The 26,358-nt window shown below is 72.8% G+C and carries 25 protein-coding genes; 14 read left to right on the top strand and 11 right to left on the bottom strand.

The annotated features are described in order from the left end of the window. Positions 1-139 precede the first annotated feature (139 nt). From IE311_RS12985 to IE311_RS12970, 3 genes are all read left to right on the top strand, one after another. Positions 140-829 carry a metal-dependent transcriptional regulator gene (locus IE311_RS12985; RefSeq protein ID WP_055602726.1) on the top strand — a complete coding sequence of 230 codons (690 nt, stop codon included), beginning with the start codon at positions 140-142 and terminating at the stop codon, positions 827-829. A gap of 606 nt (positions 830-1,435) precedes the next feature. Beyond that, the gene (locus tag IE311_RS12975) at positions 1,436-2,443 is read left to right on the top strand and encodes an alpha/beta fold hydrolase (protein ID WP_229901883.1); all 1,008 of its coding nucleotides are present in this window, start codon (positions 1,436-1,438) and stop codon (positions 2,441-2,443) included. 150 nt (positions 2,444-2,593) lie between these two features. Continuing rightward, on the top strand, positions 2,594-3,817 hold the full coding sequence (locus IE311_RS12970; RefSeq protein ID WP_189831765.1) for an FG-GAP-like repeat-containing protein: 1,224 nt from the start codon (positions 2,594-2,596) through the stop codon (positions 3,815-3,817). A gap of 127 nt (positions 3,818-3,944) precedes the next feature. On the opposite strand, the gene IE311_RS12965 is transcribed toward IE311_RS12970, so the two are convergent. Together IE311_RS12965 and IE311_RS12960 are read right to left on the bottom strand one after the other, a co-directional pair. Continuing rightward, positions 3,945-4,487: a GNAT family N-acetyltransferase gene (locus tag IE311_RS12965; protein ID WP_189831764.1), complete on the bottom strand. Its 543-nt coding sequence runs from the start codon at positions 4,485-4,487 to the stop codon at positions 3,945-3,947. Between the two features lie 41 nt (positions 4,488-4,528). Further along, a complete protein-coding gene (locus IE311_RS12960; protein WP_189831763.1) occupies positions 4,529-5,206 on the bottom strand; it encodes an NADPH-dependent F420 reductase in 678 nt (225 codons plus the stop codon). A 78-nt stretch (positions 5,207-5,284) separates the two neighbouring features. On the opposite strand from IE311_RS12960, the gene IE311_RS12955 reads away from it, so the two are divergent. After that, positions 5,285-5,656, top strand: a complete 372-nt coding sequence (locus tag IE311_RS12955) for a winged helix-turn-helix transcriptional regulator (RefSeq protein WP_189831762.1) — start codon at positions 5,285-5,287, stop codon at positions 5,654-5,656. Positions 5,657-5,677: 21 nt separating this feature from the next. Here the strand turns inward: IE311_RS12955 and IE311_RS12950 are convergent, their stop codons facing one another. Both IE311_RS12950 and IE311_RS12945 read right to left on the bottom strand, forming a co-directional pair. Next, positions 5,678-6,826 (bottom strand): hypothetical protein, encoded by a 1,149-nt coding sequence (locus IE311_RS12950; RefSeq protein WP_189831761.1) that lies wholly within the window; start codon positions 6,824-6,826, stop codon positions 5,678-5,680. 201 nt (positions 6,827-7,027) lie between these two features. After that, positions 7,028-7,591, bottom strand: coding sequence for a GNAT family N-acetyltransferase (locus IE311_RS12945; RefSeq protein ID WP_189831760.1), 564 nt, complete (start codon positions 7,589-7,591; stop codon positions 7,028-7,030). A gap of 150 nt (positions 7,592-7,741) precedes the next feature. On the opposite strand from IE311_RS12945, the gene IE311_RS12940 reads away from it, so the two are divergent. After that, positions 7,742-8,218 carry a carboxymuconolactone decarboxylase family protein gene (locus IE311_RS12940; protein ID WP_189831759.1) on the top strand — a complete coding sequence of 159 codons (477 nt, stop codon included), beginning with the start codon at positions 7,742-7,744 and terminating at the stop codon, positions 8,216-8,218. Positions 8,219-8,339: 121 nt separating this feature from the next. On the opposite strand, the gene IE311_RS12935 is transcribed toward IE311_RS12940, so the two are convergent. The 3 genes from IE311_RS12935 to IE311_RS12925 all read right to left on the bottom strand — a co-directional run bounded on the left by IE311_RS12935 (position 8,340) and on the right by IE311_RS12925 (position 11,585). Further along, the gene (locus IE311_RS12935; RefSeq protein ID WP_189831758.1) at positions 8,340-10,004 is read right to left on the bottom strand and encodes a transporter; all 1,665 of its coding nucleotides are present in this window, start codon (positions 10,002-10,004) and stop codon (positions 8,340-8,342) included. Beyond that, complete coding sequence (locus IE311_RS12930; RefSeq protein ID WP_189831757.1) at positions 10,001-10,846, bottom strand: ABC transporter ATP-binding protein; 846 nt, start codon at positions 10,844-10,846, stop codon at positions 10,001-10,003. Before IE311_RS12930 ends, IE311_RS12935 begins: the two co-directional genes overlap by 4 nt. Before the next feature lie 73 nt (positions 10,847-10,919). Next, positions 10,920-11,585, bottom strand: a complete 666-nt coding sequence (locus tag IE311_RS12925) for a bifunctional DNA primase/polymerase (protein ID WP_189831756.1) — start codon at positions 11,583-11,585, stop codon at positions 10,920-10,922. A gap of 279 nt (positions 11,586-11,864) precedes the next feature. Between IE311_RS12925 and IE311_RS12920 the strand changes: the two genes are divergently transcribed. Both IE311_RS12920 and IE311_RS12915 read left to right on the top strand, forming a co-directional pair. Next, positions 11,865-13,247, top strand: coding sequence for a transcriptional regulator (locus IE311_RS12920; protein ID WP_189831755.1), 1,383 nt, complete (start codon positions 11,865-11,867; stop codon positions 13,245-13,247). A gap of 122 nt (positions 13,248-13,369) precedes the next feature. Next, positions 13,370-14,830 carry a hypothetical protein gene (locus IE311_RS12915; RefSeq protein WP_189831754.1) on the top strand — a complete coding sequence of 487 codons (1,461 nt, stop codon included), beginning with the start codon at positions 13,370-13,372 and terminating at the stop codon, positions 14,828-14,830. Positions 14,831-14,905: 75 nt separating this feature from the next. On the opposite strand, the gene IE311_RS12910 is transcribed toward IE311_RS12915, so the two are convergent. Beyond that, positions 14,906-16,216 carry an ABC transporter substrate-binding protein gene (locus IE311_RS12910; protein WP_189831753.1) on the bottom strand — a complete coding sequence of 437 codons (1,311 nt, stop codon included), beginning with the start codon at positions 16,214-16,216 and terminating at the stop codon, positions 14,906-14,908. A gap of 192 nt (positions 16,217-16,408) precedes the next feature. Here IE311_RS12910 and IE311_RS12905 point away from each other — a divergent pair, with 192 nt between their 5' ends. Together IE311_RS12905 and purU are read left to right on the top strand one after the other, a co-directional pair. Beyond that, entirely contained in the window at positions 16,409-16,852 is a 444-nt protein-coding gene (locus IE311_RS12905; protein ID WP_189831752.1) for an SCO4402 family protein, read from the top strand. 162 nt (positions 16,853-17,014) lie between these two features. After that, positions 17,015-17,866, top strand: a complete 852-nt coding sequence (gene purU / locus IE311_RS12900) for a formyltetrahydrofolate deformylase (RefSeq protein ID WP_189831751.1) — start codon at positions 17,015-17,017, stop codon at positions 17,864-17,866. A 68-nt stretch (positions 17,867-17,934) separates the two neighbouring features. Here purU and IE311_RS12895 read toward each other — a convergent pair whose 3' ends face one another. Continuing rightward, entirely contained in the window at positions 17,935-19,248 is a 1,314-nt protein-coding gene (locus IE311_RS12895; RefSeq protein WP_189831750.1) for a maleylpyruvate isomerase N-terminal domain-containing protein, read from the bottom strand. Next, positions 19,245-19,823 (bottom strand): sigma-70 family RNA polymerase sigma factor, encoded by a 579-nt coding sequence (locus IE311_RS12890; RefSeq protein WP_189831749.1) that lies wholly within the window; start codon positions 19,821-19,823, stop codon positions 19,245-19,247. Before IE311_RS12890 ends, IE311_RS12895 begins: the two co-directional genes overlap by 4 nt. Before the next feature lie 171 nt (positions 19,824-19,994). Here IE311_RS12890 and IE311_RS12885 point away from each other — a divergent pair, with 171 nt between their 5' ends. Beyond that, positions 19,995-20,423, top strand: coding sequence for an STAS domain-containing protein (locus IE311_RS12885; RefSeq protein ID WP_229901881.1), 429 nt, complete (start codon positions 19,995-19,997; stop codon positions 20,421-20,423). Here the strand turns inward: IE311_RS12885 and IE311_RS12880 are convergent. After that, on the bottom strand, positions 20,395-21,909 hold the full coding sequence (locus tag IE311_RS12880; RefSeq protein WP_189831748.1) for a class I adenylate-forming enzyme family protein: 1,515 nt from the start codon (positions 21,907-21,909) through the stop codon (positions 20,395-20,397). The two genes, IE311_RS12885 and IE311_RS12880, sit on opposite strands and share 29 nt — an antisense overlap. 148 nt (positions 21,910-22,057) lie before the next feature. Between IE311_RS12880 and IE311_RS12875 the strand changes: the two genes are divergently transcribed. From IE311_RS12875 to IE311_RS12860, 4 genes are all read left to right on the top strand, one after another. Beyond that, complete coding sequence (locus tag IE311_RS12875) at positions 22,058-23,260, top strand: amidohydrolase family protein (protein ID WP_189831747.1); 1,203 nt, start codon at positions 22,058-22,060, stop codon at positions 23,258-23,260. Continuing rightward, positions 23,260-24,393: an acyl-CoA dehydrogenase gene (locus tag IE311_RS12870; RefSeq protein ID WP_189831746.1), complete on the top strand. Its 1,134-nt coding sequence runs from the start codon at positions 23,260-23,262 to the stop codon at positions 24,391-24,393. Before IE311_RS12875 ends, IE311_RS12870 begins: the two co-directional genes overlap by 1 nt. An 8-nt stretch (positions 24,394-24,401) precedes the next feature. After that, positions 24,402-25,313, top strand: a complete 912-nt coding sequence (locus tag IE311_RS12865; RefSeq protein WP_189831745.1) for an acyl-CoA dehydrogenase family protein — start codon at positions 24,402-24,404, stop codon at positions 25,311-25,313. A gap of 511 nt (positions 25,314-25,824) precedes the next feature. After that, positions 25,825-26,289, top strand: coding sequence for an ATP-binding protein (locus tag IE311_RS12860; RefSeq protein WP_189831744.1), 465 nt, complete (start codon positions 25,825-25,827; stop codon positions 26,287-26,289). Positions 26,290-26,358: the final 69 nt, after the last annotated feature.

Below are 26,358 nucleotides of genomic sequence, written 5' to 3'. Positions count from 1 at the left end.
GGTCGTGCCCTGGTCGCCGATCACGGTGCGGTCTGGACCATTGCTCTGTCAATACCGCCTTCGGTCGGTGCGGCCCGGTTGTCGGCCCGATGCGTCAGAATTGGTGCAGGGCCAGCGCACGACTCATCGAGGGGCACGTATGTCCGGACTGATCGACACAACGGAGATGTATCTCCGCACCATCCTCGAGCTTGAGGAGGAAGGTGTGGTCCCCATGCGCGCCCGGATCGCCGAGCGGCTCGACCAGAGCGGGCCGACGGTGAGCCAGACGGTGGCCCGGATGGAGCGCGACGGCCTGGTGGCCGTCGCCAGCGACCGGCACCTGGAGCTCACCGACGAGGGCCGCCGCCTGGCCACCCGCGTCATGCGCAAGCACCGCCTCGCGGAGTGTCTGCTCGTCGACGTGATCGGCCTGGAGTGGGAGCAGGTGCATGCCGAGGCCTGCCGCTGGGAGCACGTGATGAGCGAGGCCGTGGAGCGGCGGGTCCTGGAGCTGCTGCGTCACCCGACGGAGTCGCCGTACGGAAACCCGATCCCGGGGCTGGAGGAGCTGGGCGAGAAGGCGGAGGCCGAGGCCTTCCTCGACGACTCGATGGTGTCGCTCGCCGAGCTGGACGCGAGCGAGGGCAAGACGGTGGTCGTCCGCCGGATCGGCGAGCCGATCCAGACGGACGCCCAGCTGATGTACACGCTGCGGCGCGCGGGCGTGCAGCCCGGTTCCGTGGTGTCGGTGACGGAGTCCGCGGGCGGCATCCTGGTGGGCAGCAGCGGCGAGGCCGCCGAGCTGGACGCGGAGGTCGCGGCGCACGTGTTCGTTGCGAAGCGCTGACGCGCGTTTCTCGTGCGAGGGGCGCCCCGCCGGTCACCGGCCGGCGGGGCGCCCCTCGGCGTTTCCCGGTCGGGGGTGACGGCGGCGGGCGGGGGCGGCCCCGAGGGGCAACGACCGTCGTGCGCCCCGGTTTACGCCGGAATGGCCCCGCCCGCGCCCTCGGCGTGCCACGCTGGGTCGAGTGGTGCGATTCCGGGGAGGGGTGGGGCTGTGCGGCGAGCGCGTGCGGTACGCCTGACAGTGCCCGTCCCGGAGCCGGTGGGGGCGCTGCCGCCGGGCCCGGAGGCATCCGTCCCCGGGGCCGTACGGAGGCTTCCGTCCGTCCCGTCGCCCCGCACGTCCCGGACGACAGAGGACCCCGGCGCCCTGAGGCGCCGGGGCCTGTCCTCCCCTGAGCTGACCTGGAGCCCCGAGCTCTCAAGGTCAATCCCTACGGACCGTCATCCCCGAGCGGTCCGCCTCCCGTTCAAGATCTCCCCTCGGCAGCGGCGGTCAATCCTTGAGTCCCGTCACTCGAACGAGGGGTGTTGCGCGGCAGGAGCGCATTTTCGAATGCGAGTTCGATAGTCTGGCGTGGTTCGACGGCAAGAAGAGGGGGTGCCAGGGATGGCGCGACGACTCGACGTCACCGGGGCCGACGGCGTACGGCTGGCGGCCTGGGACTTCACGCCCGGGTCCGCCCCGCGGACCGGCCCCGGGGTCTTACTCCTTCACGGCCTGATGGGCCACGCGGCCCACTGGGCCCCGGCGATCGACCGGCTCGTGGCCGCGGGCACCCGACCCGGCGCGGAAGCCCCCGGCATCGCGCTCTCCGGCCCGGCAGCCCTCGGCCCCGGAGCCCTCGACACCGGCGTGCCCCGACCCGGTCCCGGCATCCCCGGCCTCACCCTTCCCGCCCCCGAAGCCCCCTCCGCCCGCCGGCCCCACCCCCGCACCGTCGCCCTCGACCAGCGCGGCCACGGACACAGTGAGAAGCCCGCCGCCGGACTCTTCACCCGCGAGGCCTACGTGGCGGACGCGGCGGCCGTCGTCGAGCAGCTCGGCCTCGGCCCGGTCACCCTGATCGGTCATTCGATGGGCGCCCTCACCGCCTGGCAGCTCGCCGCCGAGCGCCCCGACCTCGTCCACGCCCTCGTCATCTGCGACATGCGCGCCTCGGCGCTCGGGGCCGCCTCGCAGCGCGAGTGGCGGGACTGGTTCCGTCGCTGGCCCGTCCCGTTCCCCTCGCTCGACGCCGCCCGCCGCTGGTTCGGCGAGGAGGACCCCTGGGTCGAGCGGCCGAACCCCGCCCGGGGCGCCTTCTTCGCCGAGGTGATGGCCGAGCACCCCGACGGCTGGCGTCCGGTCTTCGACCCGGAGCAGATGCTGACCTCCCGGGAGACCTGGGTGCACGACGCCCACTGGGAGTCGCTCGCCCAGGTCCGCTGCCCCACCCTGGTCCTCCGGGGCCTGGACGGCGAGCTGGGCCGGGCCGAGGCGCAGGAGATGGTCCGGGTGCTGCCCCACGGGGTGTACGCGGAGATCCCCGACGCGGGCCACCTCCTCCACTACGAGTACCCGGACGCCTGGCGCGAGGCGGTCGGCCCCTTCCTGAACGGCGTCCTGACCTCCTAGGAGGCGACCGGGCGGCGACCCGGGCACGCGGGGGCGCCCCTGCCCACGGGCGGGGGTGCCCCCGCGTGTTGGCGCGGAACGTGTGGCGAGATACCGTCCCCCTCGCGGCGCGTCCGAGGTCTACTCCGCGCCGCCTCAGGGAGGAAATGCATGCGCACTTCAATGCTGCGGCGCCTGGTCACGGTGGCCACGGCGCTGGGGCTCGGCTCCGCCGGACTCCTCGGCGTGGGCGCGGTGCCGGCGCAGGCCGTCGTCCAGGACTGCCCACGGGGCTACTTCTGTGCCTGGAAGACGGACAACGCCACCGGCACCATGTTCAAGACGAAGGTGAACACGCCGACGCTGGGCGCCTGGGACAACGCGTTCCGCACGGTGGCCAACCGCACGGACAAGTTCCTCTGCACCTACGACGGAGCGAACTACACGGACCCGGTCGGGGCCAGTGTCCGCGAGCCGGACCCGGAGCTCAGGACCTGGGGCGGCCCGGGCAGCAACTCCGTCAGCTCGCTGAAGCTCGTGCCCACCGCGCGCGAGTGCGACGGGCCGGCCTACCCGGAGTGGCACGCCTACACCGCGCCCAAGGCCGCCGGCTTCGGCGACCTGAACGCCGACCGGAAGTCGGACGTCCTCGTCAGGGACAAGGCGGGCCGTCTCTGGTACCTGCCCGGCGACCTGACGGGCCGGATGATCGGCACCGGCGGCTGGAACGCCATGAACGCCCTCACCCGCCACGGCGACTTCAGCCGCGACGGCCGCGAGGACGTCATCGCCCGCGAGGCGTCCACCGGCAAGCTGTGGCTCTACCCGGGCACCGGCACCGGATCCCTCGGCACCCGCACGCTCATCGGCAGCGGCGGCTGGAACAGCATGGACCGGATCACCGCCTTCGGCGACCTGTCCGGCGACGGCCGCGCGGACCTGATCGCCGTCGAGAAGACCACGGGCAAGCTGTGGCTGTACCCGGGCACGTCGACCGGCACCCTCGGCGCGCGGAAGCTGATCGGCAGCGGCGGCTGGAACACGATGAACGCCCTGGTCGCGCCGGGTGACACCAACGGCGACGGCCGGGCCGACCTGATCGCCCGCGAGGCCTCCACGGGCAAGCTGTGGCTCTACCCGGGCGGCACGGCCGCCGTCGGGTCGCGGGTCCTGATCGGCAGCGGCGGCTGGAACGTCATGGCGTCGTTCCTGGCGGTCGGCGATTTCGGCGCCGACGGCATCAACGACATCGCCGCGGTCACCACCAGCGGTTACGTCGGCGAGGGCTGCCGGGGTGTGGGGTGCCTGGTGCTCTACAGCGGCACCGGCACGGGCACGCTCAAGCCGGGCATGCCGGAGATGTTCAACTGGTCCGGCCTGAACGGCGCCTTCTGACGAACGAGGCCGCCCGGTGAGTGAAGGTCTCCGTCCCGTGTCCCGGGGCGGAGACCTTCGTCATGGTGGTGCGACAGCACTGGTGTGACCCGGGGGCGACCTCCTCCGAGCCTCCTCGGCCGTGGCCTCAGGCCCCCCGGTCCGGCTTCCACTCCCGGGCGAGGAGACCGAGAACGACGTCGTCCAGGAACTCGCCCATCACCCAGGCCGAGGAACGCAGGACGCCCTCGCGGACGAAGCCGTTGCGCTCGGCGGAGCGCAGCATCGCGTGGTTGTCCGCCAGCGTCTCGATCTGCAGCCGGTGCAGGCCGCGCACGACGAAGCCGTAGTGGCACAGCGTCGCGACCACGTCGGTGCCGTAGCCCTTGCCTCGGGAGACCGGCAGCAGTCCGAGGCCGATGTGCGCGCTCCGGTTGTGGGCGTCGATGCCCCAGAGGTTCGCGGTGCCGACCAGAGCGCCGCCCTCCAGCTCGATCACGGAGAACTGGACGTGCCCCTCCGCCTCGTCGTCCACCACGAGACGTGAGTCCTTCGACCCGGGCGTGATGGGCCGCCACGCCCTGCCTTCGGCCCGTGAGGAGCCGGCCACGTCGTCGTAGAGCTCGGTCCGCAGGATCGGGACGTCTTCGTCGTGGCGGGCCCTGAGCCCGACCTTGCTACCCGTCAGCATGCATGGTTCCTATCCGACCGGCCTCGCGGGCGGCAATCCATTTAGACCGGGGCCGTGTCTCCCGACCCCGCCGGGGCGATGCCGCCGCCCGCGTACTCCAGCGGCGGTGCGATCGCCTGGGCGTCCACACCCTCCCCCACCCACAGGCCGATCAGGAGCGCGGCCGTCGCCTCCAGGAGGGCCGCCCGGTCGAGGCCCCCGCCGTCGACCGGTACGCAGCCGAGGTCGCGGACCAGGAGCCGCACCGTGTCGAGCGCCGGCACGTCGTCACCGCAGAGCGGCACCGCGAGCGGGCGCCCGTCGAAGACCGGCGGGGTCAGGCGCCACACGCTCTCGTGACAGAGATTGAACGCCTTGACCACGGAAGCGCCAGGCGCCGCGGCCGCGATGCGTTCGGCCGCCGACGGTCCGCCCCGCGTCTCCAGGACGAAGCCGGGCGCCACCGGGTTGGTGCAGTCGATCAGCGTCCGGCCCCGTACGGCGTCGGCGAGGGCGGACACCACACCGACCGCCGCCCCGTACGGCACGGCCAGCAGGACCGCGTCCCCGCCGTGCCGGGCCGCCTCCCGCGGTGTCCCCGCCCGTGCGCCGATCTCCTCGGCCAGCGCCGCGGCGCGTCCGGCGTCCCGCCCGCCGACCAGCACGTCGTGGCCGGCCCGCGACCACTGCGCACCCAGTGCCCGCGCCATGTTTCCCGTACCCGCGATCCCGATCCTCATCGGCCCAGCCCCCTCGTGGTGATCCCGTCCGTCGGATTCGGCACGACACTAGGAGGCCGCTCGGGCACCATCTGGTAAGTGACCACTGACCAGGGTTTCGTCGCCGACTGCCGTGCCCGGCTCGCTTTCGACCTGCTCGCCCACACCTGGAACGCCGTGGTGCTGTGGACGCTGCGCGGGGGACCCGCGCGCCCCGGCGAACTGCGTGAGCGGATCGGCGGGATCAGCCCCAAGGTCCTCACCGAGACGCTGCGTCGGCTCCGGTTCGACGGACTGGTGGAGCGCCGGGCGTACGCCGGGTCGCCGCCGCGCGTGGAGTACACCCTCACCGAGCTGGGGCGGACCCTGCTGGAGCCGATCGAGGCCTTCGGCGTCTGGGCCTTCGAGCACGGCGACGACGTGATGGCCGCCCGGGAGCAGGCCGAGGAAGCCGGCCACAGCCGCGGCTGACACCGGCGGCGACAGAGTGGCCTAGGAGTCCTGCTGGGTGCGGAAGTCCACCACCGGCGGAATGTTGTACCGGTTCGGGTCGGGCCGGGTGATGTTTCCCCGCATCGCGGCCATCGGCGCGACGACGACCGCGATTCCGGCGACCGCGCCGAGCAGGGCGCTCACGCCGCCCGACACGAGGTCCAGGAGGACCGGGACCAGTGCGGCCAGCGCGATCCCCAGCCACAGCAGCATCCGGCCGTGGACGGCGGCCCGGAAGTACGGGCGGGGACGGACCGGGCGGGCCTTCACACCGGGGGTGGTGACCCGCAGGTTCCCGGGGTCGGTCAGATAGCGGTCGGTGTAGTCGAGCGCCGCGTAGCCCCACACCATCTCGCCGTTGTCGGCGATGATCGCCACCGGGTAGGCCGGATGGCCGCGCCGCCGCGCCACCGCGAGGACGGGCTCCCAGCGCTGGGGCCAGTAGACCCAGACGTGCTCGTCCTTGAACCGGGGACCGAACACGGCGAGCTGCTTGCGGGCGTGGTCGGGCCCGAACATCGTGGGGAGCAGCCCGTGGGTGCCGTACCAGTCGCCCTTGGCGTCCTGGAGCTTGAGGTGCTGGGCGTGCTCCAGCGGGGGATCGATGAGCTTGGTGCTGTCCTCGGGGACGAGCCGGATCCATTCGGCGCCCGTGGACCTGAAGCGCACGGCGACGACGGTGCCGGCCAGGGCGTCCTGGGCGAGGAGCCGCTGCGGCTCGGGCAGGCGGCGGACGAGGAGGTGCTTGACCGTCATGAAGAGGACGATCGCGCTCCAGGGGATCAGCGCCAGATGGCCCAGGACGACCACGGGGAGCATGATCTCGAGGTGGGCGGCGTACCGGAACACGGCCCAGGGCGCGAAAGCGACCAGCAGCATCCCGGTCGTCAGATACCAGTCCACCGGGTTGCGCGGCAGGACGGACGGCAGGTCGTCCATCGGCGCGGGCCGGGGTGACGGTGGGCCGAGCGGCGCTTCCCCCCGGGTGAGCAGGGCCCACGTGCCGATGCATATCGCGCCCACGAGGAGCGCGGCCAGAACGTCCCAACGGGCGCCGTCGGGCCGTTCGTGGACGAAGCAGAGGACGACGGCGACGGCGGCGCATCCGAGCGGGACGGCGCGCAGAACTTCGGTGACGGTGTGTCTCACGGGATTCCTGGGGTTCGGCCCGACGGGAGGGGCGGAGGAGTGGGGAACGACGGCGGCCGCATGGCGGGGCGCCGGGGGCGAGCCCGGGCGGCGGGCCCGGGTGGCGGGCCCGGGTGGTGCGGAGCGGCGGATCCGCAGATCGCGAACCAGCTCAACGTACCCAGGCCGCTCCGAGGGCAGAAGCCCCCGGCCGGACGGGAGTTACCGTTCCCACCGGCTCCGCGGCAGGCCCCACACCCGGTTCTCCCCGGTCTCGGCCGGGGCGAGGGCCTCGGCCGGCCGGTACCCCTCCTCGGTGAAGCCGAGGCGCGCGGGGACGGCTCCACTGGCGGTGTTGGCCCGGGCGTGGAGGATCTCGACACGATCGACGCCGGGCAGCCGGAAGGCCTGGTCGACGAGGGCCGCGGCGGCCCGGGTGGCGACGCCGCGGCCGGTGACGGCCGGGTGCAGCCAGTAGCCGATCTCGCGGGTGCCCTCGGGGGAGTCCTCGAACCGGAGCAGAGTGCAGGAGCCGACGATCGCGCCGTCCAGCACGATCGCGTAGCTGCACTGCTCGCCGCTCGCCCATTGCTCCGCGCGGCCGGCCAGGAAGTCCGTGGTGCGGGCGAGGCTGTGCTCGGCGACCCAGGGCATCCAGGGGCGCAGGTGCTCCAGCGACTCCTCGATGACCCGGAAGAGCTCCGGCAGGTCCTTCCCGGCGTCGAACGCGCGCAGCGTGAGGCCGTCGTCGAGGGTGATCAGGGGCGCGGGCGAGGGAAGTTCCATGCGGGGAGGATCGTACGGAGAGCCCGGCCGCAGCAAGGGAATTGGGCGTGGCCACGACCGGGAGACGCAGGTCACACCGGGTCGTGTCACATACGGCCGGGGCCGTCCCGTCGTAGGGGTGTAGTCGACACCACCACGGAGGGAACCACCATGAACGCTCGCCTCGACATGTTCGCCAACCCGACCGCCCTCAAGGCCTGGAAGCACGTCATCGCGGCCGGCAAGGTGATCGAGGAGGGTTCGTCGGTGCCGGCCGCCACGCTGGAGCTGGTGAAGATCCGAGCCAGCCAGATCAACGGCTGCGGCTACTGCGTCGACATGCACACCAAGGACGCCACCGTCGCCGGGGAGACGCCGATACGGCTCCACCTGGTCGCCGTCTGGCGGGAGGCCACGGTCTTCACCGACGCCGAACGCGCGGCCCTCGAACTCGCCGAGCAGGGCACCCGGCTCGCCGATTCGGCCGGCGGGGTCACCGACGAGGTCTGGGACAACGCCGCCAAGCACTACGACGACGACCAGCTCGCCGACCTGGTGTCCGTGATCGCGCTCATCAACGCCTTCAACCGCGGCAACGCGATCATCCGGCAGCCCGCCGGCTCCTACCGGCCCGGCCAGCACGGGTGAGCGCGGCACGGCACGCGTGACCGCCGCACCCGCCCGCACCGCCTGACCCGCTGGACACAGGCCGATGGCCCGCTCGGACGATCCGAGCGGGCCATCGGCGTACGCGCACCACCGGCGGGAGCTATCCCTTGCTGACCGCCGCCAGGATCTCCGGCAGCCGCCTCGCCGTCCGCGGCGCCGCCACCTTCAGACCCGCCCAGACGAGCAGCGCGCCGTAGAGGCTGCCCGCCGGGAACAGGAGCCAGAGCAGGGACTCCTGGTCGGAGACGTGGAAGTAGATCGTCGCGCCGATCAGCGGGGCGCACAGCAGCGCGGCCGTGAGCATGCCGCCGAAGATCGAGATCCATGCCAGGGCGCCCTGCCCCGGAGCCACGTTCTTGTAGCCGCTGTCCTGCGGGATCGAGTACGGGAAGGCGCCCGAGGCCACCGAGCCCGTCGCCAGCATCGCGCCGAGCAGGCCGAGCGCCAGCCCGACGGCCTCGGGGAGCTGCTGCCACTCGCCGAGGATGCCGACCGTGAGGGCCGTGACGAAGACCGAATACGGGAGGGTGATGACGAGCAGGGCCATGGCCCGCGCCCGGAGTTCGGCGTACGCGTCGGCGGTGGTCGAGATGGTCTGGGCGACGATCCAGAACGCCGAGGTGTCCTGTCCGAACTGGTTGTACATCAGCATGCCGAGCATGCCGGAGGCGAAGCACGCCCAGTAGATCGAGCCCGTGCCCTGGAGCGCGTTGACGAGCGGGACGATCAGGCCGAGGGCGAGCGAGGTCACCGCTCCGGCCTTCGTCTTCGGGTCGCGCCACAGATAGCGCAGGCTGCGCTCCATGACCGCGCCGGTGCGCCCGTCCGGCAGGAACCGGCCGAGCAGCCCCGTGCCGTCGGACCTGTCCCGGACGCCCGCGTCGGAGGCCGCGCCGATCGTGGAGCCGTCGGGCTCGACCATCAGCCGCACCAGGCTCCGCTGCCACCAGTACAGGAGCGCCACGAGCGCGGCCGCCGTGAGCAGCAGCCGGACCGCCGCCACCGCGTAGTCGCCCTGAGCGGCGGAGTCGACCGCGGCGATCGCGGCGGCCGGCGGCAGCCAGCCGACGACGGCCGTCACCGGTTCGAGCGACTCCAGACCGCCCGCCTGCCCCAGGCGCTGGGCGCCGAAGTTCACGAGCTGCATGCCGACGGCGATGATCAGACCGCTGAGCAGCGCCAGGTCCCGGCCCTTGCGGGAGGTGAGCAGCCGGATGTTGGCGGCGGCCACGGCCCGGGACAGGGCCACGCACGTCACGGCCGTCAGCGGCACGGCGAGGACGGCGAGGACCGTACCGGCCGCGCCGTGCGCGACGGACAGCGCCGCACCCAGGGCCAGGACGAAGGTCAGGACGGGGCCGACACCCACGAGGGAGGCCACGAGCAGCGCCCGGACCAGGGGCCGCGGCCGCAGCGGCAGCATGACGAGCCGCGACGGGTCGAGGGTCTCGTCACCGCTCGGGATGAACAGCGGCATCACCGCCCAGGAGAGCGCGAGCGCCCCCACGAGGAGGATCGCGACGCTGTCGGCGTCCGCGCTGCCCCGCATGAGAACGAAGGCCAGCACCAGGGCGGCGGCGAGGACCGCGCCGAAGACGATGGACAGGATGTACGCGGCCGTCCGGCCGCCCGACTGCCGCAGCCCGTTGCGCAGCAGGCTCAGCTTGAGCCGCACGAAGACGGAGGTGAGGGAGGCCGCGGGGGCGGTCGTGCCCGCGGCGTCGCTGCCGGTGCCGGAGCCGGTCGTGGTCGGGAAGGCACTCATCGCTGCGCCCCGCCGCCCAGCCAGTCCAGCGAGTCCCCCGCCGCCTCGCGCCCGTTCGCGCCGACCAGCTCCAGGAACGCGGCCTGGAGCGAGGGCGCGTCGCCCCGTACCTCGGCGAGCGGACCCTGTGCCCGGATCCGGCCCGCGGCCATCACGGCGACCCAGTCGCAGAGCGACTCGACCAGCTCCATGACGTGGCTGGAGAAGACGACGGTGGCGCCGGAGGCGGTGTACCGCTCCAGGACTCCGCGGATGGTCTGCGCGGAGACCGGGTCGACGCCCTCGAAGGGCTCGTCGAGGAAGAGCACCTCGGGGTTGTGCAGCAGCGCCGCCGCGAGCCCGATCTTCTTCCGCATGCCGGTCGAGTAGTCCACGACCAGCTTGTTCTGCGAGCCGGTCAGGTCGAGGACGTCGAGGAGCTGCGCGGCCCGCTTGTCGACCTCGGCGCCCGGCAGCCCCCGCAGCCGTCCGCTGTACGCGAGCAGTTCGCGGCCGGAGAGCCGCTCGAAGAGCCGCAGGCCCTCCGGCAGGATGCCGATCCTGGCCTTGACCTGGGCGACCGACTCGGGGTCGGCCCACACGTCGTGCCCGGCGACCCGGATGCGGCCCTGGTCGGGCCGGAGCAGGCCCGTGATCATCGAGAGGGTGGTGGTCTTGCCGGCGCCGTTGGGCCCCACGAGGCCGATGAACCGGCCCGCGGGCAGGACCAGATCGATCCCGTTCACCGCGATCTGCTGGCCGAATCGTTTCCACAGACCCTCGACATGCACAGCGGGCACCGCACCGTCCTCCGGTGCGGCGCCCGCCTTGTCGAACGCTCCGTCAAATGCCTGGTCAGGCATGCTCCGTCAACCCCTCGTTCGTCCCCGTGTGTACGAGCCCCACCCTAAGGGTGAGGTTCTCGGGGGCCCAGGGTCACGACGTGCGGCTCCTCGCCTCCGCGGCTTCCCGGCCACACGCGTACGCGAGGGCGCTGATGAGCTCCTCCGCGTCGGGCAGCCAGCGGTTCGCCGGGGTGGGACGGCGGGCCCACTGCACCGCCCCGCAGCCGCCGATCCGGGTGGGCGGGGCCGCCACGTAGTGGCCCTCGCCGCGCGTGGTGAGATCGATGGACGCCGGGACCCAGCCCAGCTTGCGGACGAGGTCGGGCACCTTGGCGGCGGCGCCCGGCAGTACGAAGAAGTACATGCGCCGGTCCGGGGTGCAGGTCACCGGGCCGAGCGTCAGCTCCATCCGCTCCATCCGGGCGAGCGCCAGGAAGCCGGCCGACTCGGGCACCTCGATCGCGTCGAACGTGCGGCCCGTCGGCAGCAGGATCGACGACTTCGGCTGCTTCGACCACATCCGCCTGGCCCCGACCCCGCTGCCGGTCGCCAGGGTCGACCAGTCGGGCCTGACCGCGTGGGCGCCGGGCACGGCGCACGCGTCCGCGCCGCAGGAGCAGCGCTCCCTGCCCTCGACGGCCTCCAGCCAGGTCCCGGGAAACACGTCCCAGTGCCGCTCTTCCGCGTACCGCACGGCGCTGTCCAGCAGCTGCTCGCCCCGCTGCTTGGGGATCTGCGCGGCTTCCGTGACTCCCATGGTCTCTTCCACGGTGAACACAACTTCCCCCGCGACCTGGGGTTACGGCCACGGCGTACAGCGGTGTGACGCATCGATCCTGCACGCGGGGCGCATCGGAGCACGGGCGGGGGCGCGCGGGGGGCCGGGGAGCGGGGGTGGGTACGCACAGGTGGGGGCGCCGGCGGCGAAGTCGCAACCGACGTGTCCGGTTTCGCGTGTTCACATCGGCATTGACCGGATATCCACCGGGCAGTGATCACTTCTTCGGTGATCACCGCACGGCCTCAGGGGGTACTCATGGCAGCCAGGCCACTCGTTCCGCGTCAGCTCAACGAACGGCTCCAGGCGCTCATTCAGGAGGCCGGCTGTTCCAACGCCGGCCTCGCCCGCAGGGTCAACATGGTCGGCGCGGAGCGCGGCCTCGACCTGCGGTACGACAAGACGTCGGTGGCGCGCTGGCTGCGCGGGCAGCAGCCGCGCGGACGCGCGCCGGGAATCATCGCCGAGGCACTGGGCCGCAAGCTCGGGCGCACGGTCACGATCGACGAGGTCGGCATGGCCAACGGCCGGAACCTCGCGGCCGGCGTCGGGCTCCAGTTCGCGCCGACCGTCCCCGGGGCGATCGAGCAGGTCTGCGAGCTGTGGCGCAGCGACGTGGGCCGCCGCGACTTCCTCTCCGGCTCCGCGGTGGCGGCCTCCGCCCTCGTCGAGCCCAGCAGGGACTGGCTGATCACGGGTCCCGACCCGCACGTGGCCCGGATGGCCGGGGCCCGCGTCGGGGTCGCGGACGTGGCGGCCGTACGGGAGATGACGAGCGCGCTCGTCGACCTCGACCGGCGGTTCGGCAGCGGACATGTGCGCCCGGTGGTCGTCCACTACCTCAACAGCGTGGTGTCGGGGATGCTGTCCGGCTCCTACCGGGAGGCGGTCGGCCGGCAGCTCTTCGCCGCGGTCGCCCGACTGACCGAACTCGCCGGATACATGGCGGTGGACACCGGCGAACCGGGCCTCGCCCAGCGGTACTACATCCAGGCGCTGCGGCTCGCGCAGGCGGCCGGCGACCGGGGCTACGGCGGGTACGTCCTCGCCGCGTCGATGAGTCACCTCGCCGGACAGCTCGGAAATCCGCGGGAGATCTCCCAGTTGGCGCGGGCCGCGCAGGAGGGGGCGCGGGGGAAGGTGCCGCCGCGGGCGGAGGCCATGTTCCTCGCGGCCGAGGCGCGCGGGCACGCGCTCCTCGGGGACCTCAGCGCCTTCGAGACGGCCGCCGGCCGTGCCGTACGGGCCCTGGAGCGGGCCGACCCCGAGGCGGGCGACGACCCGGCGTGGATCGCCCACTTCGACCACGCCTATCTGGCGGACGAACTGGCCCACTGCTACCGGGACCTGGGGCAGGCGGAGGCGGCGGCGCGGGCGGCCGAGGAGTCGATCGCCGGACATCCGGTGACCCGGGCCCGGCGCCGGGCGATCGGGCTCGCGCTGCTCGCCTCGGCGCAGGTCCAGCAGCGGGAGGTCGAGCAGGCCTGCCGGACGGGGACCCGCGCGCTCGAACTGCTCGGCACGCTGCGGTCGTCGCGGGGCGCGGAGTACCTGGACGACCTGAGGGAGCGCCTGGAGCCGTACGCGGGGGAGGCGGTGGTGCGGGAGTTCGGTGCGCGGATGGAGCTGTACGCCGCGTAGTCCCCGGTGGGCCCGGGCCGTTCGAGAAGGTTGTGTAACCGGGCTCACACGTGTGTGCGGAGCCCCGTACGCACCCGGTAGCGTGAGCCGACGATTCCGTAGGTCCATCAGTAGGAGTCCCGGTGACGCAGAACGGACAGGGTCCGGAGCCGCAGTACCCGGCGGTGCCCCCCGCGCAGGATGCCCAAGGGGGAGCACAGTCGTGGGGTGGCGCCCGGGGTCCCGCCGGTGGTCAGCCGGGCGGGCAGCCGCTGCCGCCCGCGCAGCCGCTGCCTCCGGAGGCGGCGCCGGGCGGCGCCTCCGACATGCAGTCCACCCAGTACCTGGCGCCGATACCGGCCCAGGGCCCGCCGCCGCAGCCCGGCTACGGCTACCCGGGTCCGGGCGCCCCGGGCGCCGCGGACATGCAGGCGACCCAGCACATCGCCCCGGTCCCGGGCGGGATGCCGCCGGTCGCCGGTCCGCAGCCGGGATACGGGTACCCGCCGCCGCCCGCGGGCGGCATGCCGCAGGCGCCCGGTCCGCAGCCCGGCTACGGATACCCGCCGCCGGCCGCCGGCGACATGCAGGCCACCCAGCACATCGCCCCGGTGCCGCCGCAGCAGGGCGGGGGCCCGCAGACCCAGTTCCTGGGCACCGGACCGCTCCAGCAGCAGGGCCCGGGGCCCGCGGGCGCCTCGGACGCGACCCAGTACATCGCCCCCGTGACGGGGCAGGAGCCCGGTGAGCGCCAGCCGCCCGCCGAGTTCGACAACCTCTTCCGTACAGAGGCCCCGCGGGCCCCGCAGGCGCCGCGTGCTCCCCAGCAGCCGCAGGCGTATCAGCAGCCCGCCCCCGCCCCGTACCAGCAGCACCAGCCTCCGCAGCACCAGCAGCCTCCGCAGCAGTACGCCTACCAGGACGCCTACTACGACGACGGAGCCGATCCCGAGCCCGCGCGCCGCAAGTCGCCGGTCGCCCTGATCGCCGCCGTCGTCGTCGGCTGCGCCGTCGTCGGTCTCGGCGCCGGGGCGCTCCTCAGCGGTGGCGACGAGGGCAAGGAGCCCCAGAAGGGCAGCGAGAACGTGGCGGCCGGTTCCGCCACGCCGTCCGGCGAGGCCACGGCGCCCGCGGAGAAGCCGGCCGATCCGGCGGAGCCGCAGGCGCAGGAGCTGAGCAAGCTGCTCGCGACCAGCAGCGACAGCCGCAACACGGTGATCAGCTCGGTCGCGGCGATCTCGCAGTGCAAGAACCTCGACAAGGCGGCGAACGACCTGCGGGGCGCCGCCGAGCAGCGCCGCGGCCTCGTCACCAAGCTCCAGACGCTGTCGGTCGACAAGCTCCCGAAGAGCGCGGCGCTGACGGCCGCCCTCACCAAGGCCTGGCAGGCCTCGGCCTCCGCGGACGACCACTACGCGGCCTGGGCGGACCAGATGAAGGACAAGAAGGCCTGCAAGGGCGGCAAGTCCCGCTCGACCAACCAGAAGGCCGCGGCGGACGCCAAGAGCGGCGAGGCCACCAACGCCAAGCGCGAGGCGGCCGGGCTGTGGAACCCGACCGCCGAGAAGTACGGACTGGAGAAGCGCAGCCCCACGCAGCTGTAGGGGCCCGGGGGCCCGAAAGCCCGGGGCCGGACGCCCGGGGGCCGGACAACCCGGAGGCTCCGGGGTCCGGCCGGATCAGGGGGCGCTGAGGACGGTCTCGCCGACATCGACGAAGCCCGGCTTCTGCGCCACCAGCCGCCCCTTGCGGACCACCTGGAATGTCACCTCGTGGTTGACGATCCGGGGGTAGCCGGGGGCGCCGAGCAGGTCCTCGTACTTCCAGCGCAGGGTCGGGGTCAGACCGCCGGTGTCGATCCGCTCGCCCCGGTCGAGGGCGTGGGCGATCCGGCTCGCCGAGATCGTGTCGTCGTCGAGGGCCTCGATGACGTCCTTGAGGACCGTGTAGGCGATCCAGGTGGTCTGGACGCCCGCGTCCGCCGGGTCGACCCGGTTGTCGGCGAAGGCGTGCTCCTGGATGACCTTGCGCATCGGCGCCCAGCTCTTGTCCCCCGCCTCCGGGTACCAGCCGGTGACGAACGCGCCCTCGAAGGGGCTGTGGGCTCCGCCGGTGCGGTCGATCACGGGCTGTCCGACGCTGCCGAGGACGGAGGAGATCCGCACGGCGCCGTTCTCCTCGCCGGAGTCGCCGCCCTGGACGTCTCCGCCGCCCCGGCCCCCCTCGCCCTCCTCCTGCTCCGGGAGCCGCCGGAACGAGTCGAAGAAGGTCTGGGTGCGCTCGCCGAGGACCGCGGTGACACAGCCCTGCTTCTCACCGGCCTTCTCCCGGGCCCGGCTGGCCTGCGCGGTGTACTCGGCCGCGTCCTCGACGGCGGGGATGTCGACGGCGCCGCGGTGGCTCGCCTTGCGCAGGCCGGAGTTGAGGAGCTCGGGAAGCCGGTCGCCGGCGAGGGTGTCGGGCCGGACGAGGGAGACCGTGCGGCAGGAGCCGGCGAGCTGGATGCCGTGGCCGGCGATGAGGGACGCCTGGCCGCCGTTCACGGGGTAGGAGAGCGGGCTGGTGAACTCGTCCTCCGAGATGCCGTAGCCGCCGATGTACGGGATGCCGGCGGCCTCCAGGGGGGCCATGAAGGCGCGGCCGTTCTGGCTGTACGAGCCGACGACCGCGACCGCGTTCTCGCGAACGGCCCGGCGGGCGCAGGCGGCGGCGCCGGCGGTGCTGTTGTGCTCGTTGCAGGTGAGGACGCGCAGTTCGTGGCCGTCGATGCCGCCCTGGGAGTTGACCCACCGGGCAAAAGCCTGCGCCATGGCGGGCATTCCGGGCATATTGGTCGCCCGCGTCTGGTCGGGGGCCCAGGTCATCACCGTGACGGGTTCCCTGGAGCCCCCCGTGGCCCCAGGGAGCACACCACAACCGGTGAGCAACGAGGCTCCGGCCGCCGAGGTCGTGATGTACGCGAGGAGTGAGGTCAGTCGCCTACCGGTCATGGGCATGCACATTTCCGCCTCATGGGTAACGCGGGAGTGAGCACGGTTCAACGCTGGGTGACGTGAAGGTGAATTACGGGGGCGGCGAGGGGGTGGCTCCGGTTACCGGACAAGGGAACGTACGATCGAAACGTGTCCAGTCCAGTCTCCGGTTCGGTTAACTCTTCCCGTCGCGGCCGTCGCTCCTCCACCATGGGCGGCATGCCGCTCAACGACATGCCCTGGTGGCGCTGGCGCAGCAACGTGCGCTCGGCGCTGCACATGCTTTCCGATCCCGAGTTCCACGAGACGACCTGGCTGGCCGGTCTGGAGGGATACGGCGACATCACCGACGCCGTCTACCGCCTGGTCGAGGACACCTGGCTCGACAACTGGTCCGCCGAGAAGTACGTCGGCTCGATCTTCCGGGACACCGGCGAGGCCGTCCTGGTCGACGCCGCCGTCCTCCGGGTGCTCCGCATCATGCACCAGGTCGGACCCGACGCCCACGTCTCCGCGTACCTCCAGCACCCCGGCTGGCCCGAGGCCGTCCACGCCGCCCGCGAGGCCCACGTCCGCCTCGCCCACGCCGACGGGGAGGACCCCGACCTGCCTCCGCGCTCCCTCGACGTGCTCCAGATCATGACGAGGTCCTGAAGCGCTGTCCTGAAGCGGTGTCCTGACGCGCCGCCCCGAAGCCCCGCCCCGAAGCCCCGCCCCGAAGCCCCGTCCTGAAGCACTGTCCTGAAGCGGTCCCCCGTCGTTCCGCCTGCCGGACAGTGGGTCACCCGGCGAGCCCGGGTGTGGCAGGCTGGCGGGATGACCGACCAGTACGTCCTCACCCTCTCCTGCCCCGACAAGCAGGGCATCGTGCACGCCGTGTCGAGCTACCTCTTCATCACCGGGTGCAACATCGAGGACAGCCAGCAGTTCGGAGACCGTGACAGCGGGCTCTTCTTCATGCGGGTCCACTTCTCGGCAGAGGCCCCCGTGAACGTCGACAAGCTGCGGGCCAGCTTCACCGCGGTCGGTGACTCCTTCGAGATGGACTGGCAGATCAACCGCGCCGACGAGCGCATGCGGATCGTCCTCATGGTGTCCAAATTCGGCCACTGCCTGAACGACCTGCTGTTCCGCTCCAGGATCGGCGCGCTGCCCGTGGAGATCGTGGCCGTCGTCTCCAACCACACGGACTTCCAGGAACTGGTCGGTTCCTACGGGCTGCCCTTCCGGCACATCCCCGTCACCAAGGACACCAAGGCCGAAGCCGAGGCGGAGCTCCTCGACCTCGTCCGCGAGGAGAACGTCGAGCTCGTCGTCCTCGCCCGCTACATGCAGGTCCTCTCCGACGACCTCTGCAAGCAGCTCTCCGGGCGGATCATCAACATCCACCACTCCTTCCTCCCCAGCTTCAAGGGCGCCAAGCCCTACCACCAGGCGCACACCCGCGGCGTCAAGCTCATCGGCGCGACCGCGCACTACGTGACGGCAGACCTCGACGAGGGGCCGATCATCGAGCAGGAGGTCGAGCGGGTGGGCCACGAGGTGACCCCCGACCAGCTGGTGGCGATCGGCCGGGACGTGGAGTGCCAGGCGCTGGCGCGCGCGGTGAAGTGGCACGCGGAGCACCGCATCCTCCTGAACGGCCGCCGCACGGTGGTCTTCGCGTAGTCCCGCGGGCCGTCTCCGCCCCCTGCCCGTTCCCGCACCCCGGGAGCCCGGGCACGGCGGGCGGCGTTCTACAGGCGGCTCAGGGACGCCGCTGCCGACAGGACGTCCCTGATGGCCTCCCGGTCGCCGTCCTGGCCCGCCGCCGCTTCCTCCGGGGAGATGTGGCCCGCCACCAACTGGCAGAACTCGACGCCGTCCATCGCGACCTGCGCCACCGCGCGCTCCGGCGAGCCGATCGCCGCCGGCGAGTCCAGGGCGATGTACCAGTGGCCGCCGCCCGCGCCCTCCACCTCCAGATGGAGCGACCGGCCCGGCGCGCCCGCCGCGACCAGGTCGCGGGCCGGGGCCGCGAGGCCCGCTCGGCGGCGGTGCGCGAGGGCCGCCGGGAGCAGCCGGGCCGCCAGGTCGATCATGCCGTGCAGGTGCGCGCCGCTGGGCGGGGCGTACGGGTACGCCACCGCGTTCGCGATGTCGTCCGCGTGCACCCAGCACTCGAAGGCCCGCTCCAGGAGCGAGTCCCGGAGCGGGAGCGCGAAGTCCTTGTAGGTGACCGTGAGGTCCGCCACGCCCCGGCCCGCGAACGACACCGTGCGGATCAGGGTGTGGCTCTGCTCACGCCAGGGGCCCCGGAGCATCCGGTTCGGCGGCCGGTCCAGGCCCGACCAGAACGCCTCGGTCCGTTCGGACGGCGACAGCTCCGGGGCGTGCGGGCCGAGCGGGTCGTCGAGGCCGAGCGCCGCCGACACCAGGCCGTCGACGGCGAGCAGATGGCCGATGACGCCCGCGACCGTGGACTTGCGGCGGACGATACGGTCGCCGTCGTACCACTTGAGCCGTACCGGCGCGTGCCACTCCGACTCGCCGATGTCCCGCAGCAGCGCGTCGAGCCGCGCGGTCTCCGCGTCGTACGGAGTGACCCAGTCGGGGACCGGGATGCGGGCCGGGCGCCGGCCGAGGCAGTTCTCCAGGACCCGGGACCGCAGCAGCGGGTCGAGGTCCAGATCGCGCTCCTCGTGCAGCAGCGTCACCGCGTCCCGCAGCCGCAGTGCCTCGTCCGCGCACGGCGCGCAGGCCGTGAGGTGGTCCTCGACGGCCTTCGTCTCCCCGACCGAACACGCCGACAGCGCCCACGCCCCGAGGAGGGACTTGAGCACGCCGTGGGTGAGGACCGGTACGTCCGGTTCGGGTTCCACCCCGGATGTCTCCTCCGTCTCGGTCCCGTGCCCCGCCCTGTGCTCGTCCCTGTCCCCGTACGCCTCCGCCGCGCGGTCCACCGCCCGGTCCGCCGTCAGGTCCGCGTGGTCGTCGGCCGCCCGGCGGGGCCCCGGTATCCACGGGGCGCGTGCGACGTCGTCGCCGTCGTCGCCGTTCGCCCCGGTCACAGTGCCCGTCCGTAGCCGGGCGGGCCGCCGCCGTCGGAGGGCCGGTTCGCCGAGGAGAGCAGTTGGAGTCCGAGCCGGAGGCGCCGCCGCGCCTCGTCCTCGGTGACGCCGAGGTCGGCGGCGGTCTGGCGGTAGTCCCGCCGCTGGAAGTACGCCAGTTCGAGCGCGGCCCGGAGCGGGGTCGGCATGGACGTCACGATGTAGTCCGCGCGGGCCGCGACGGACGCCCGGCGCACCTTCTGCTCCAGCTCCTCGGCGGAGCCGCGGCCCGTCTCCGCGTACGCCGTCGCCTCGGCCTGCCGCAGTCGGTGCACGGCCTGCCGCTGGGTCAGTTTGGCGACCCAGGAGCGCATGTTCCCCTGCTTGGGGTCGTACGCGTCGGGGTTCTCCCAGATGTAGCCGAAGACCTCGCGGGTGATCTGGTCGGCCGCGTCGTCGTCGTCGAGGACCCGGTGGGCGAGGCTGTGCACCAGCGAGGCGAACCGGTCGTACAGCTCGCCGAGCGCGGCGGCCTCGCCGCGCGCCAGCCGCTGCTGCATCCTGCGGTCCCAGCGCGGTGGTGTGTCCATCGCCATCCGACCCCTCCGCCTTCCCGGCTCCCCGGTTCTACTCCAAAGTAGTGCGCCGCCCCGACAACGCACGACTGTTTGCCGCAAGTGCGCCCTTGACGCGGACTCGGATGGTAAGGAACGCGTCATCCCTGGAGCCGGGGGTTTCGGTCCGCCCCGGTGGGGCAGGCGGCGAGCGTGACGACGATCGAGGTCGACGAGAACGAGTACGGCTCCTGGACGGTGTTCCGCGTGCGGGGGGAAATGGACTTGGTCACCTCCCCCCGGATACGGCGCCGGGTCCACGACGCCGTGGCGGGCGGCCGCCACGACGTGGTGATCGATCTGTCCTCCGTCCGCTTCTGCGACTCCAGCGGGGTGGGGGTGCTGATCGCGGCCCGGCGACTGCTCCGGTCCTGCGGGGGCCGGCTGCGGCTGATCCTTCCCGAGGACAGGGACGGCCATGTCGGCCGGGTGCTCGACGCGCTCGGCGTCCAGCGCCTCTTCGAGGTGTACCTGGACGTGCCGGCGGCGCTCTCCGAGGCGGCGGCCGCCGTCGCCGTGGACGCCGAAGCCACCGGGGTCACCAGGGCGGATCTCACCGCGACGGACCGAATCGTTCCCTGAGCTTGTACTTCAGCACCTTCCGCAGCGTCTCGTTGCGGGGGAGGGCGTCGACCACCTCCAGCTGCTCCGGCAGCTTGTGGACGGAGAGGCCCGCCTCCCGCAGGAAGGCCGTCACGGCCGGAAGGGTCAGCGGGGCGGCGCCCGGGGGCTGTTCGACGACGGCGCAGACGCGTTCGCCGCGTTCGGCGTCCGGGAGGCCTATGACGGCGGTGTCGCCGACGTCCGGGTGCCGGTGGAGGAGTTCCTCGATCTCCTTGGCGGAGATGTTCTCTCCCTTCCGGATGATGATGTCCTTGACGCGGCCGGTGAGGACGAGGTGCCCGCTCGGGGTGAGGTGACCGACGTCCCCGGTGACGAGGAAGCCGTCCTGGTCGAAGGCGGACGCGGTCTGGGCCGGGTCCAGATAGCCCCGGCAGACGGCCTCGCCGCGCAGGCGGACCTCTCCCGAGGCGGTGATGCGGATCTCCATGCCGGCGGGCGGGCGGCCCTCGGTGGTCGCGAGGTTCTCGGGGGTGTCGCCGGGGTCGCCCATGGTGATCATGGGGACCTCCGTCATGCCGTATCCGTGGGTGAGCTGGCAGCCCAGTTCCTTCCGTACGGCGTGGTAGATCTCCGGTGGTTTCGGTGCCCCGCCGCCCGCGAGCAGCCGCAGGGTGGGGATGATCGGCTCGTCCGGCCGTTTGCGCTGCTCGGCGAGGAACATCGAGTAGAAGGCGGTGGAGCCGCCGGCCACCGTGACCCCGTGCCGCCGGTACTCGTCCAGGGCTTCGGGTAGCGCGAACTGTTCGAACATCACCGCGGGGAATCCGTACAGCAGCAGCATCACCGTGTAGTCGGGTCCGGCGATGTGCGCGTAGGGGAAGGCCATCGAGCCGACGTCCGTGTCGTCGAGCCGGAGCGCGTGGGCGAGGCAGGAGCCGCCCGCGAGGAGCGAACGGTCTGTGTGCAGGACGCCCTTGGGGTCGGAGGTCGTGCCGGAGGTCCAGTAGATCCAGCGGACGTCGGTCCCGGAGGCGGGCGGCGGGGGCAGCAGTTCGGGGTCGCCGTCGGGGAGGGACGCGGGGTCGTATGCCTCGAAGACGCCGTGTGCGCCGAGTCTCCGGGCCATCTCCGTATGGTCGAATCCGCGCCAGACTCCGGGGACGGCGAAGAACTCGGCCTTGGACTCGCGCAGCGCGAAGCCGACCTCCTTGTCCCGGTAGAAGGGGATCACGGGTGTCTGTACGGCTCCGATGCGGGCGAGCGCGAAGGAGAGCACCGCGGTCTCGATGCGGGTGGGCAGCTGCCAGGCGACGACCGTGCCGGGGCGCACGCCCATGGCGTGGAGGCCGGCGGCGCAGCGTTCGGCGCGGGCGCGGAGGCCTTCGAAGGTCAGGACGCGGTCGCCCTGGAGGAGGACGGGCCGGTCGGGGGTGAGGGCGGCGCGGCGTTCGACGAGTTCCCAGAGTGTGCGGGACCCGTCCAGGGCGTGCGCGGTCCGGTCCATGACCGTACTCCTCTCGGCCGTACTCCCCATGACTGACGTTCCGTCAGATAGTGCGGTGAGCGTAGAGGCCGGGCGCTTGTCGGTCCAGGGGTGCGGGGCTAGCCTGATTCCGTCAGATCTGACGGTCCATCAGAAACATGGAGGGGTCATGACGGAACTGCCCCGCATCATCAGCGTCGACGACCACGTGATCGAGCCCGCCCACCTCTTCGAGACCTGGCTCCCGAAGAAGTACCGCGACCGCGGGCCCCAGCCCCTCACGGCCGGCATCGGGGAGCTCGCCTACGTCGCCGGCAAGTACCAGATCACGATGGACCCGGACGGCCCGCCGACCGACTGGTGGATCTACGAGGACCTCAAGTTCCCGTACAAGCGCAACATCGCCGCCGTCGGCTTCGACCGCGACGACATGACCCTCGAAGGCATCACCCGGCAGGAGATGCGGCGCGGCTGCTGGGACCCGGCCGCCCGGCTGAAGGACATGGACCTCAACCACGTCGAGGCCTCCCTCTGCTTCCCCACCTTCCCGCGCTTCTGCGGCCAGACCTTCGCCGAGGCCCACGACAAGGAGGTCGCCCTCGCCTGCGTGCGCGCCTACAACGACTGGATGGTCGAGGAGTGGTGCGGCGACAGCGGCGGCAGGCTGATCCCCCTCTGCATCATCCCGCTCTGGGACATCGGTCTGGCCGTCGCCGAGATCCGGCGCAACGCCGCCCGGGGGGTCAGGGCCGTCACCTTCTCCGAGATCCCCACCCACCTCGGACTCCCCTCCATCCACTCCGGCTACTGGGACCCCTTCTTCGCCGTCTGCCAGGAGACCGGCACGGTGGTCAACATGCACATCGGCTCCAGCAGCCAGATGCCCGCCGCCTCCCCCGACGCCCCGCCCGCCGTCCAGGCCTCCCTCAGCTTCAACAACGCGATGGCCTCGATGATGGACTTCCTCTTCAGCGGGGTCCTCGTGAAGTTCCCCCGCCTCAAGCTCGCCTACAGCGAGGGCCAGATGGGCTGGATCCCGTACGCCCTCGAACGCGCCGACGACGTCTGGGAGGAGCACCGCGCCTGGGGCGGCGTCCGCGACCTGATCCCCGAACCCCCGTCCACCTACTACTACCGGCAGATCTTCTGCTGCTTCTTCCGCGACAAGCACGGCATCGCGTCCCTGGACGTGGTGGGGAGGGACAACGCCACCTTCGAGACCGACTACCCGCACGTCGACTCGACCTTCCCGCACACCAAGGAGGTCGCCCTCGACCACGTCCAGGGCCTCGACGACGAGACGATCTACAAACTGATGCGGGGCAACGCCATCCGCATGCTCGGCCTCGACCTCGACCGGGGCACCGCCTGATGGACCTCGGCTGCACCGACGAGGAGGAGGAGTTCCGGGCCCGGCTCAAGACCTGGCTCACCCGGGAACTGCCGGGACTCCCACCGAGACCCGACCCGCTGGACTGGCCGGCCCGCCGCGCGTACGACTGCGGCTGGCAGCGCAGGCTGTACGACGCCGGGTACGCCGACGTCCACTGGGACGCGTCCCCGACCCAGCGGCTGATCTTCCTGGAGGAGACCGAACTCGCCGGCGCCCCCTACGTCGGCGCCAACTTCGTCGGACTCCTCCACGCGGGCCCCACCATCGCCGCCGAGGGCACGGACGGGCAGCGCGCCCGCTGGCTGCCGCCCGTCCTGCGCGGCGACGAGGTCTGGTGCCAGGGCTTCAGCGAACCCGGCGCCGGCTCCGACCTGGCCTCGCTCCGCACCCGCGCGGAACGGGACGGGGACGCCTACGTCGTCAGCGGCCAGAAGATCTGGACCTCGCACGCCGAGGTGGCCGACTGGTGCGAACTGCTCGTGCGGACGGACCCCGGTGCCCCCAAGCACCGGGGCATCACCTGGCTCGCGATGCCCATGGACACGCCCGGCGTCACCGTACGGCCGCTGCGCACCCTGGCGGGCTCCACCGAGTTCGCCGAGGTCTTCCTCGACGAGGTGCGCGTGCCCGTGGAGAACCGGGTCGGCGAGGAGAACGACGGCTGGCGCGTCACCATGGTCACCCTCTCCTTCGAGCGCGGCACCGCGTTCGTCGGCGAGGTCGTCGCCTGCCGCCGCCTCCTCGGCGAACTCGCCCGCACGGCCCGGAAGAACGGCACCTGGGACGACCCCGTCCTCCGCCGCCGCCTCGGCAGGCTCTCCGCCGAGTTCCGGGCCCTCTGGCGGATCGTCCAGGCCAACGTCAGCGAGGCCCAGGCGACGGGCGGAGTGCCCGGCGCGGGCGGCTCCGTCTTCAAACTGCACTACTCGCACGCCCGTCAGGAGCTGTACGAGGCGGCCGCCGCCGTCCTCGGACCCGACGCGCTCGACCTCGGCCGCGACTGGAACCTCGACCGGCTGTCCTCCCTCTCGTACACGATCGCCGCCGGCACCTCCCAGATCCAGCGCAACATCGTCGCCGAGCGCATCCTCGGCCTGCCGAAGGGCCGGTGACCCCCGCCATGGACTTCCGACTCACCGAGGACCAGCGGGCCCTGCGCCGGGGGGTGCGGGACCTCCTCGACGGCCGCTTCGACCGGGAGGCGCTGCGGGCGGCGGTCGACTCCGGCGGCGCGCTGGACCGGGACCTGTGGCGGGAGCTCGGCGCGGCCGGGTTCTTTGCCCTGCGCGTTCCGGAGGAGGAGGGCGGAGTGGGCCTCGGTCTCCCGGAGGCGGTGCTCGTGTTCGAGGAGGCCGGGAGGGTGCTGCTGCCGGGGCCGTTGGTGGCCACGCATCTGGCGGCCGGGACCGTGCCGGGCGCCGCGGAGGGGGACGTCGTCGTCACCGCCGTGGCCGAGGGTCTCGTGCCGTGGCTGGACGAGGCGGACGTGGTGCTGGGGGATGCCTCGGGCGCCGTCCCCGTGCGGTCGGTCGACCCCTTGACGCCCTTGCACCGGGTGCCGGGCGACGGGGGCGCGACCGGTCGCGACGGGGGCGCGGCCGGGCCCGCGTCCGGGCCCGCGGACGCGCTCGGCGAGGCCGTGCTCCTCACCGCCGCCGAGCAGGTCGGGAGCGCCGGGCGGACCACCGACATGGCCGTCTCCCACGCGCGGGGGCGGGAGCAGTTCGGGCAGGCGATCGGAGGGTTCCAGGCGATCAAGCATCTCTGTGCCGGGATGCTGGTACGGACCGAGCTCGCCCGCGCGGCCGTCCGCGCGGCCTCCCTGACCGTCGACCCCGTCGAGATCGCCGGGGCCAAACTCCTCGCCGACGAGGCCGCGACCGCCAACGCCCGCGACTGTCTCCAGGTGCACGGCGGCATGGGCTTCACCTGGGAGGCGGACGTCCATCTGCATCTGAAGCGGGCCTGGGTGCGGGCCGAGCTGCGGCTGCCGGCCGCGCGGGCGGAGGAGGCGGTGGCCGCCGGCCTGTGACGTGGAGGCGGCCCCGGCCCGCGGGTCTCCGTGGCCGCCTCCGCCGCCGCCTCGCGGGCCGGTCGCGCCGCGCCCCCGTCGCTCTCCGGGGTCGCCGCTCCCGCGCTGTCGCTCTCCGCTCCCGCCGGGTCACGGAATGTCGATATCGGGTTGTGTCCTTCACCGGGGCCGTCACGGCCCGGAGTCGGCCTCCGGCTCCGGTACGCTCCGTGGGGTGCGAGTGCTCGTTGGCCCGGATCGTCCCGGTGTCGCCCCTGAGGTGACTCCGTGCCCGGGAATGCGCGCCGCTCGCGCCCCCGGGAGGCGCCCCGCGCGCTCCTGTTCGACTCCCCGCAGCGCGCGTCGCACAGTATGGACTACGCGTACTCCTTCGCGCTGGAATATGCCCGAAGCGCTTGTTGCGGTGACTGTACGTCAACCATGCTGTCTCGCAAGGAATTCACGTTCCGTAAGGGCGTCGATGGCTGTGAGGCGCGAGGCGATGTGTCCGCCGGTTCGGATGGTGTGAGCGGTGCAGGTGCTTCAGGTTCAGTTGAAGGTCGGGCCGGACCCGGCGGAGGTGGGGCGAGCCCGGAGGTGGGCCCGGTCACGGCTCGCCGGCTCGGGCATAGGGGACGACGAGCCGCTGGCCGAGACGCTGGTGCTGCTCATCTCCGAGCTCGTGACCAACGCCGTGGTGCACACCGGCTGTCCGGCCGTGCTGCGGATGCTGTTCGCGGCGGAGGGCGGGGTGCGGGTCGAGGTCGCCGACGCGAGCGACCGCCCGCCGGCACCCCGGCACGCGGACGGCGACGACACCAACGGGCGCGGCCTGGAGCTGGTGGACGGCCTCGCCGACCGATGGGGCTGGCAGCCCGAGGGCGTCGGCAAGAGCATCTGGTGCGAGGTGGACCCGGCTCCGGTCGCGCCTTCGCAGGCTCGGGGCGGCGCGGTGAATCCGGGGGCGCCGGTGTCGCCCGGTCGGGTGCACTGTTGACGGTTCGTGGCGTTTTGCCCACCCTGGTGTGAGCGATTCGTGGCGAGGGGAGCCGAGGACCGTGCGGAC

This window comes from Streptomyces zaomyceticus, assembly GCF_014656215.1.
In the GTDB taxonomy this organism is placed as follows: domain Bacteria; phylum Actinomycetota; class Actinomycetes; order Streptomycetales; family Streptomycetaceae; genus Streptomyces; species Streptomyces zaomyceticus.
This window is presented reverse-complemented; position numbering and strand designations above follow the sequence as displayed.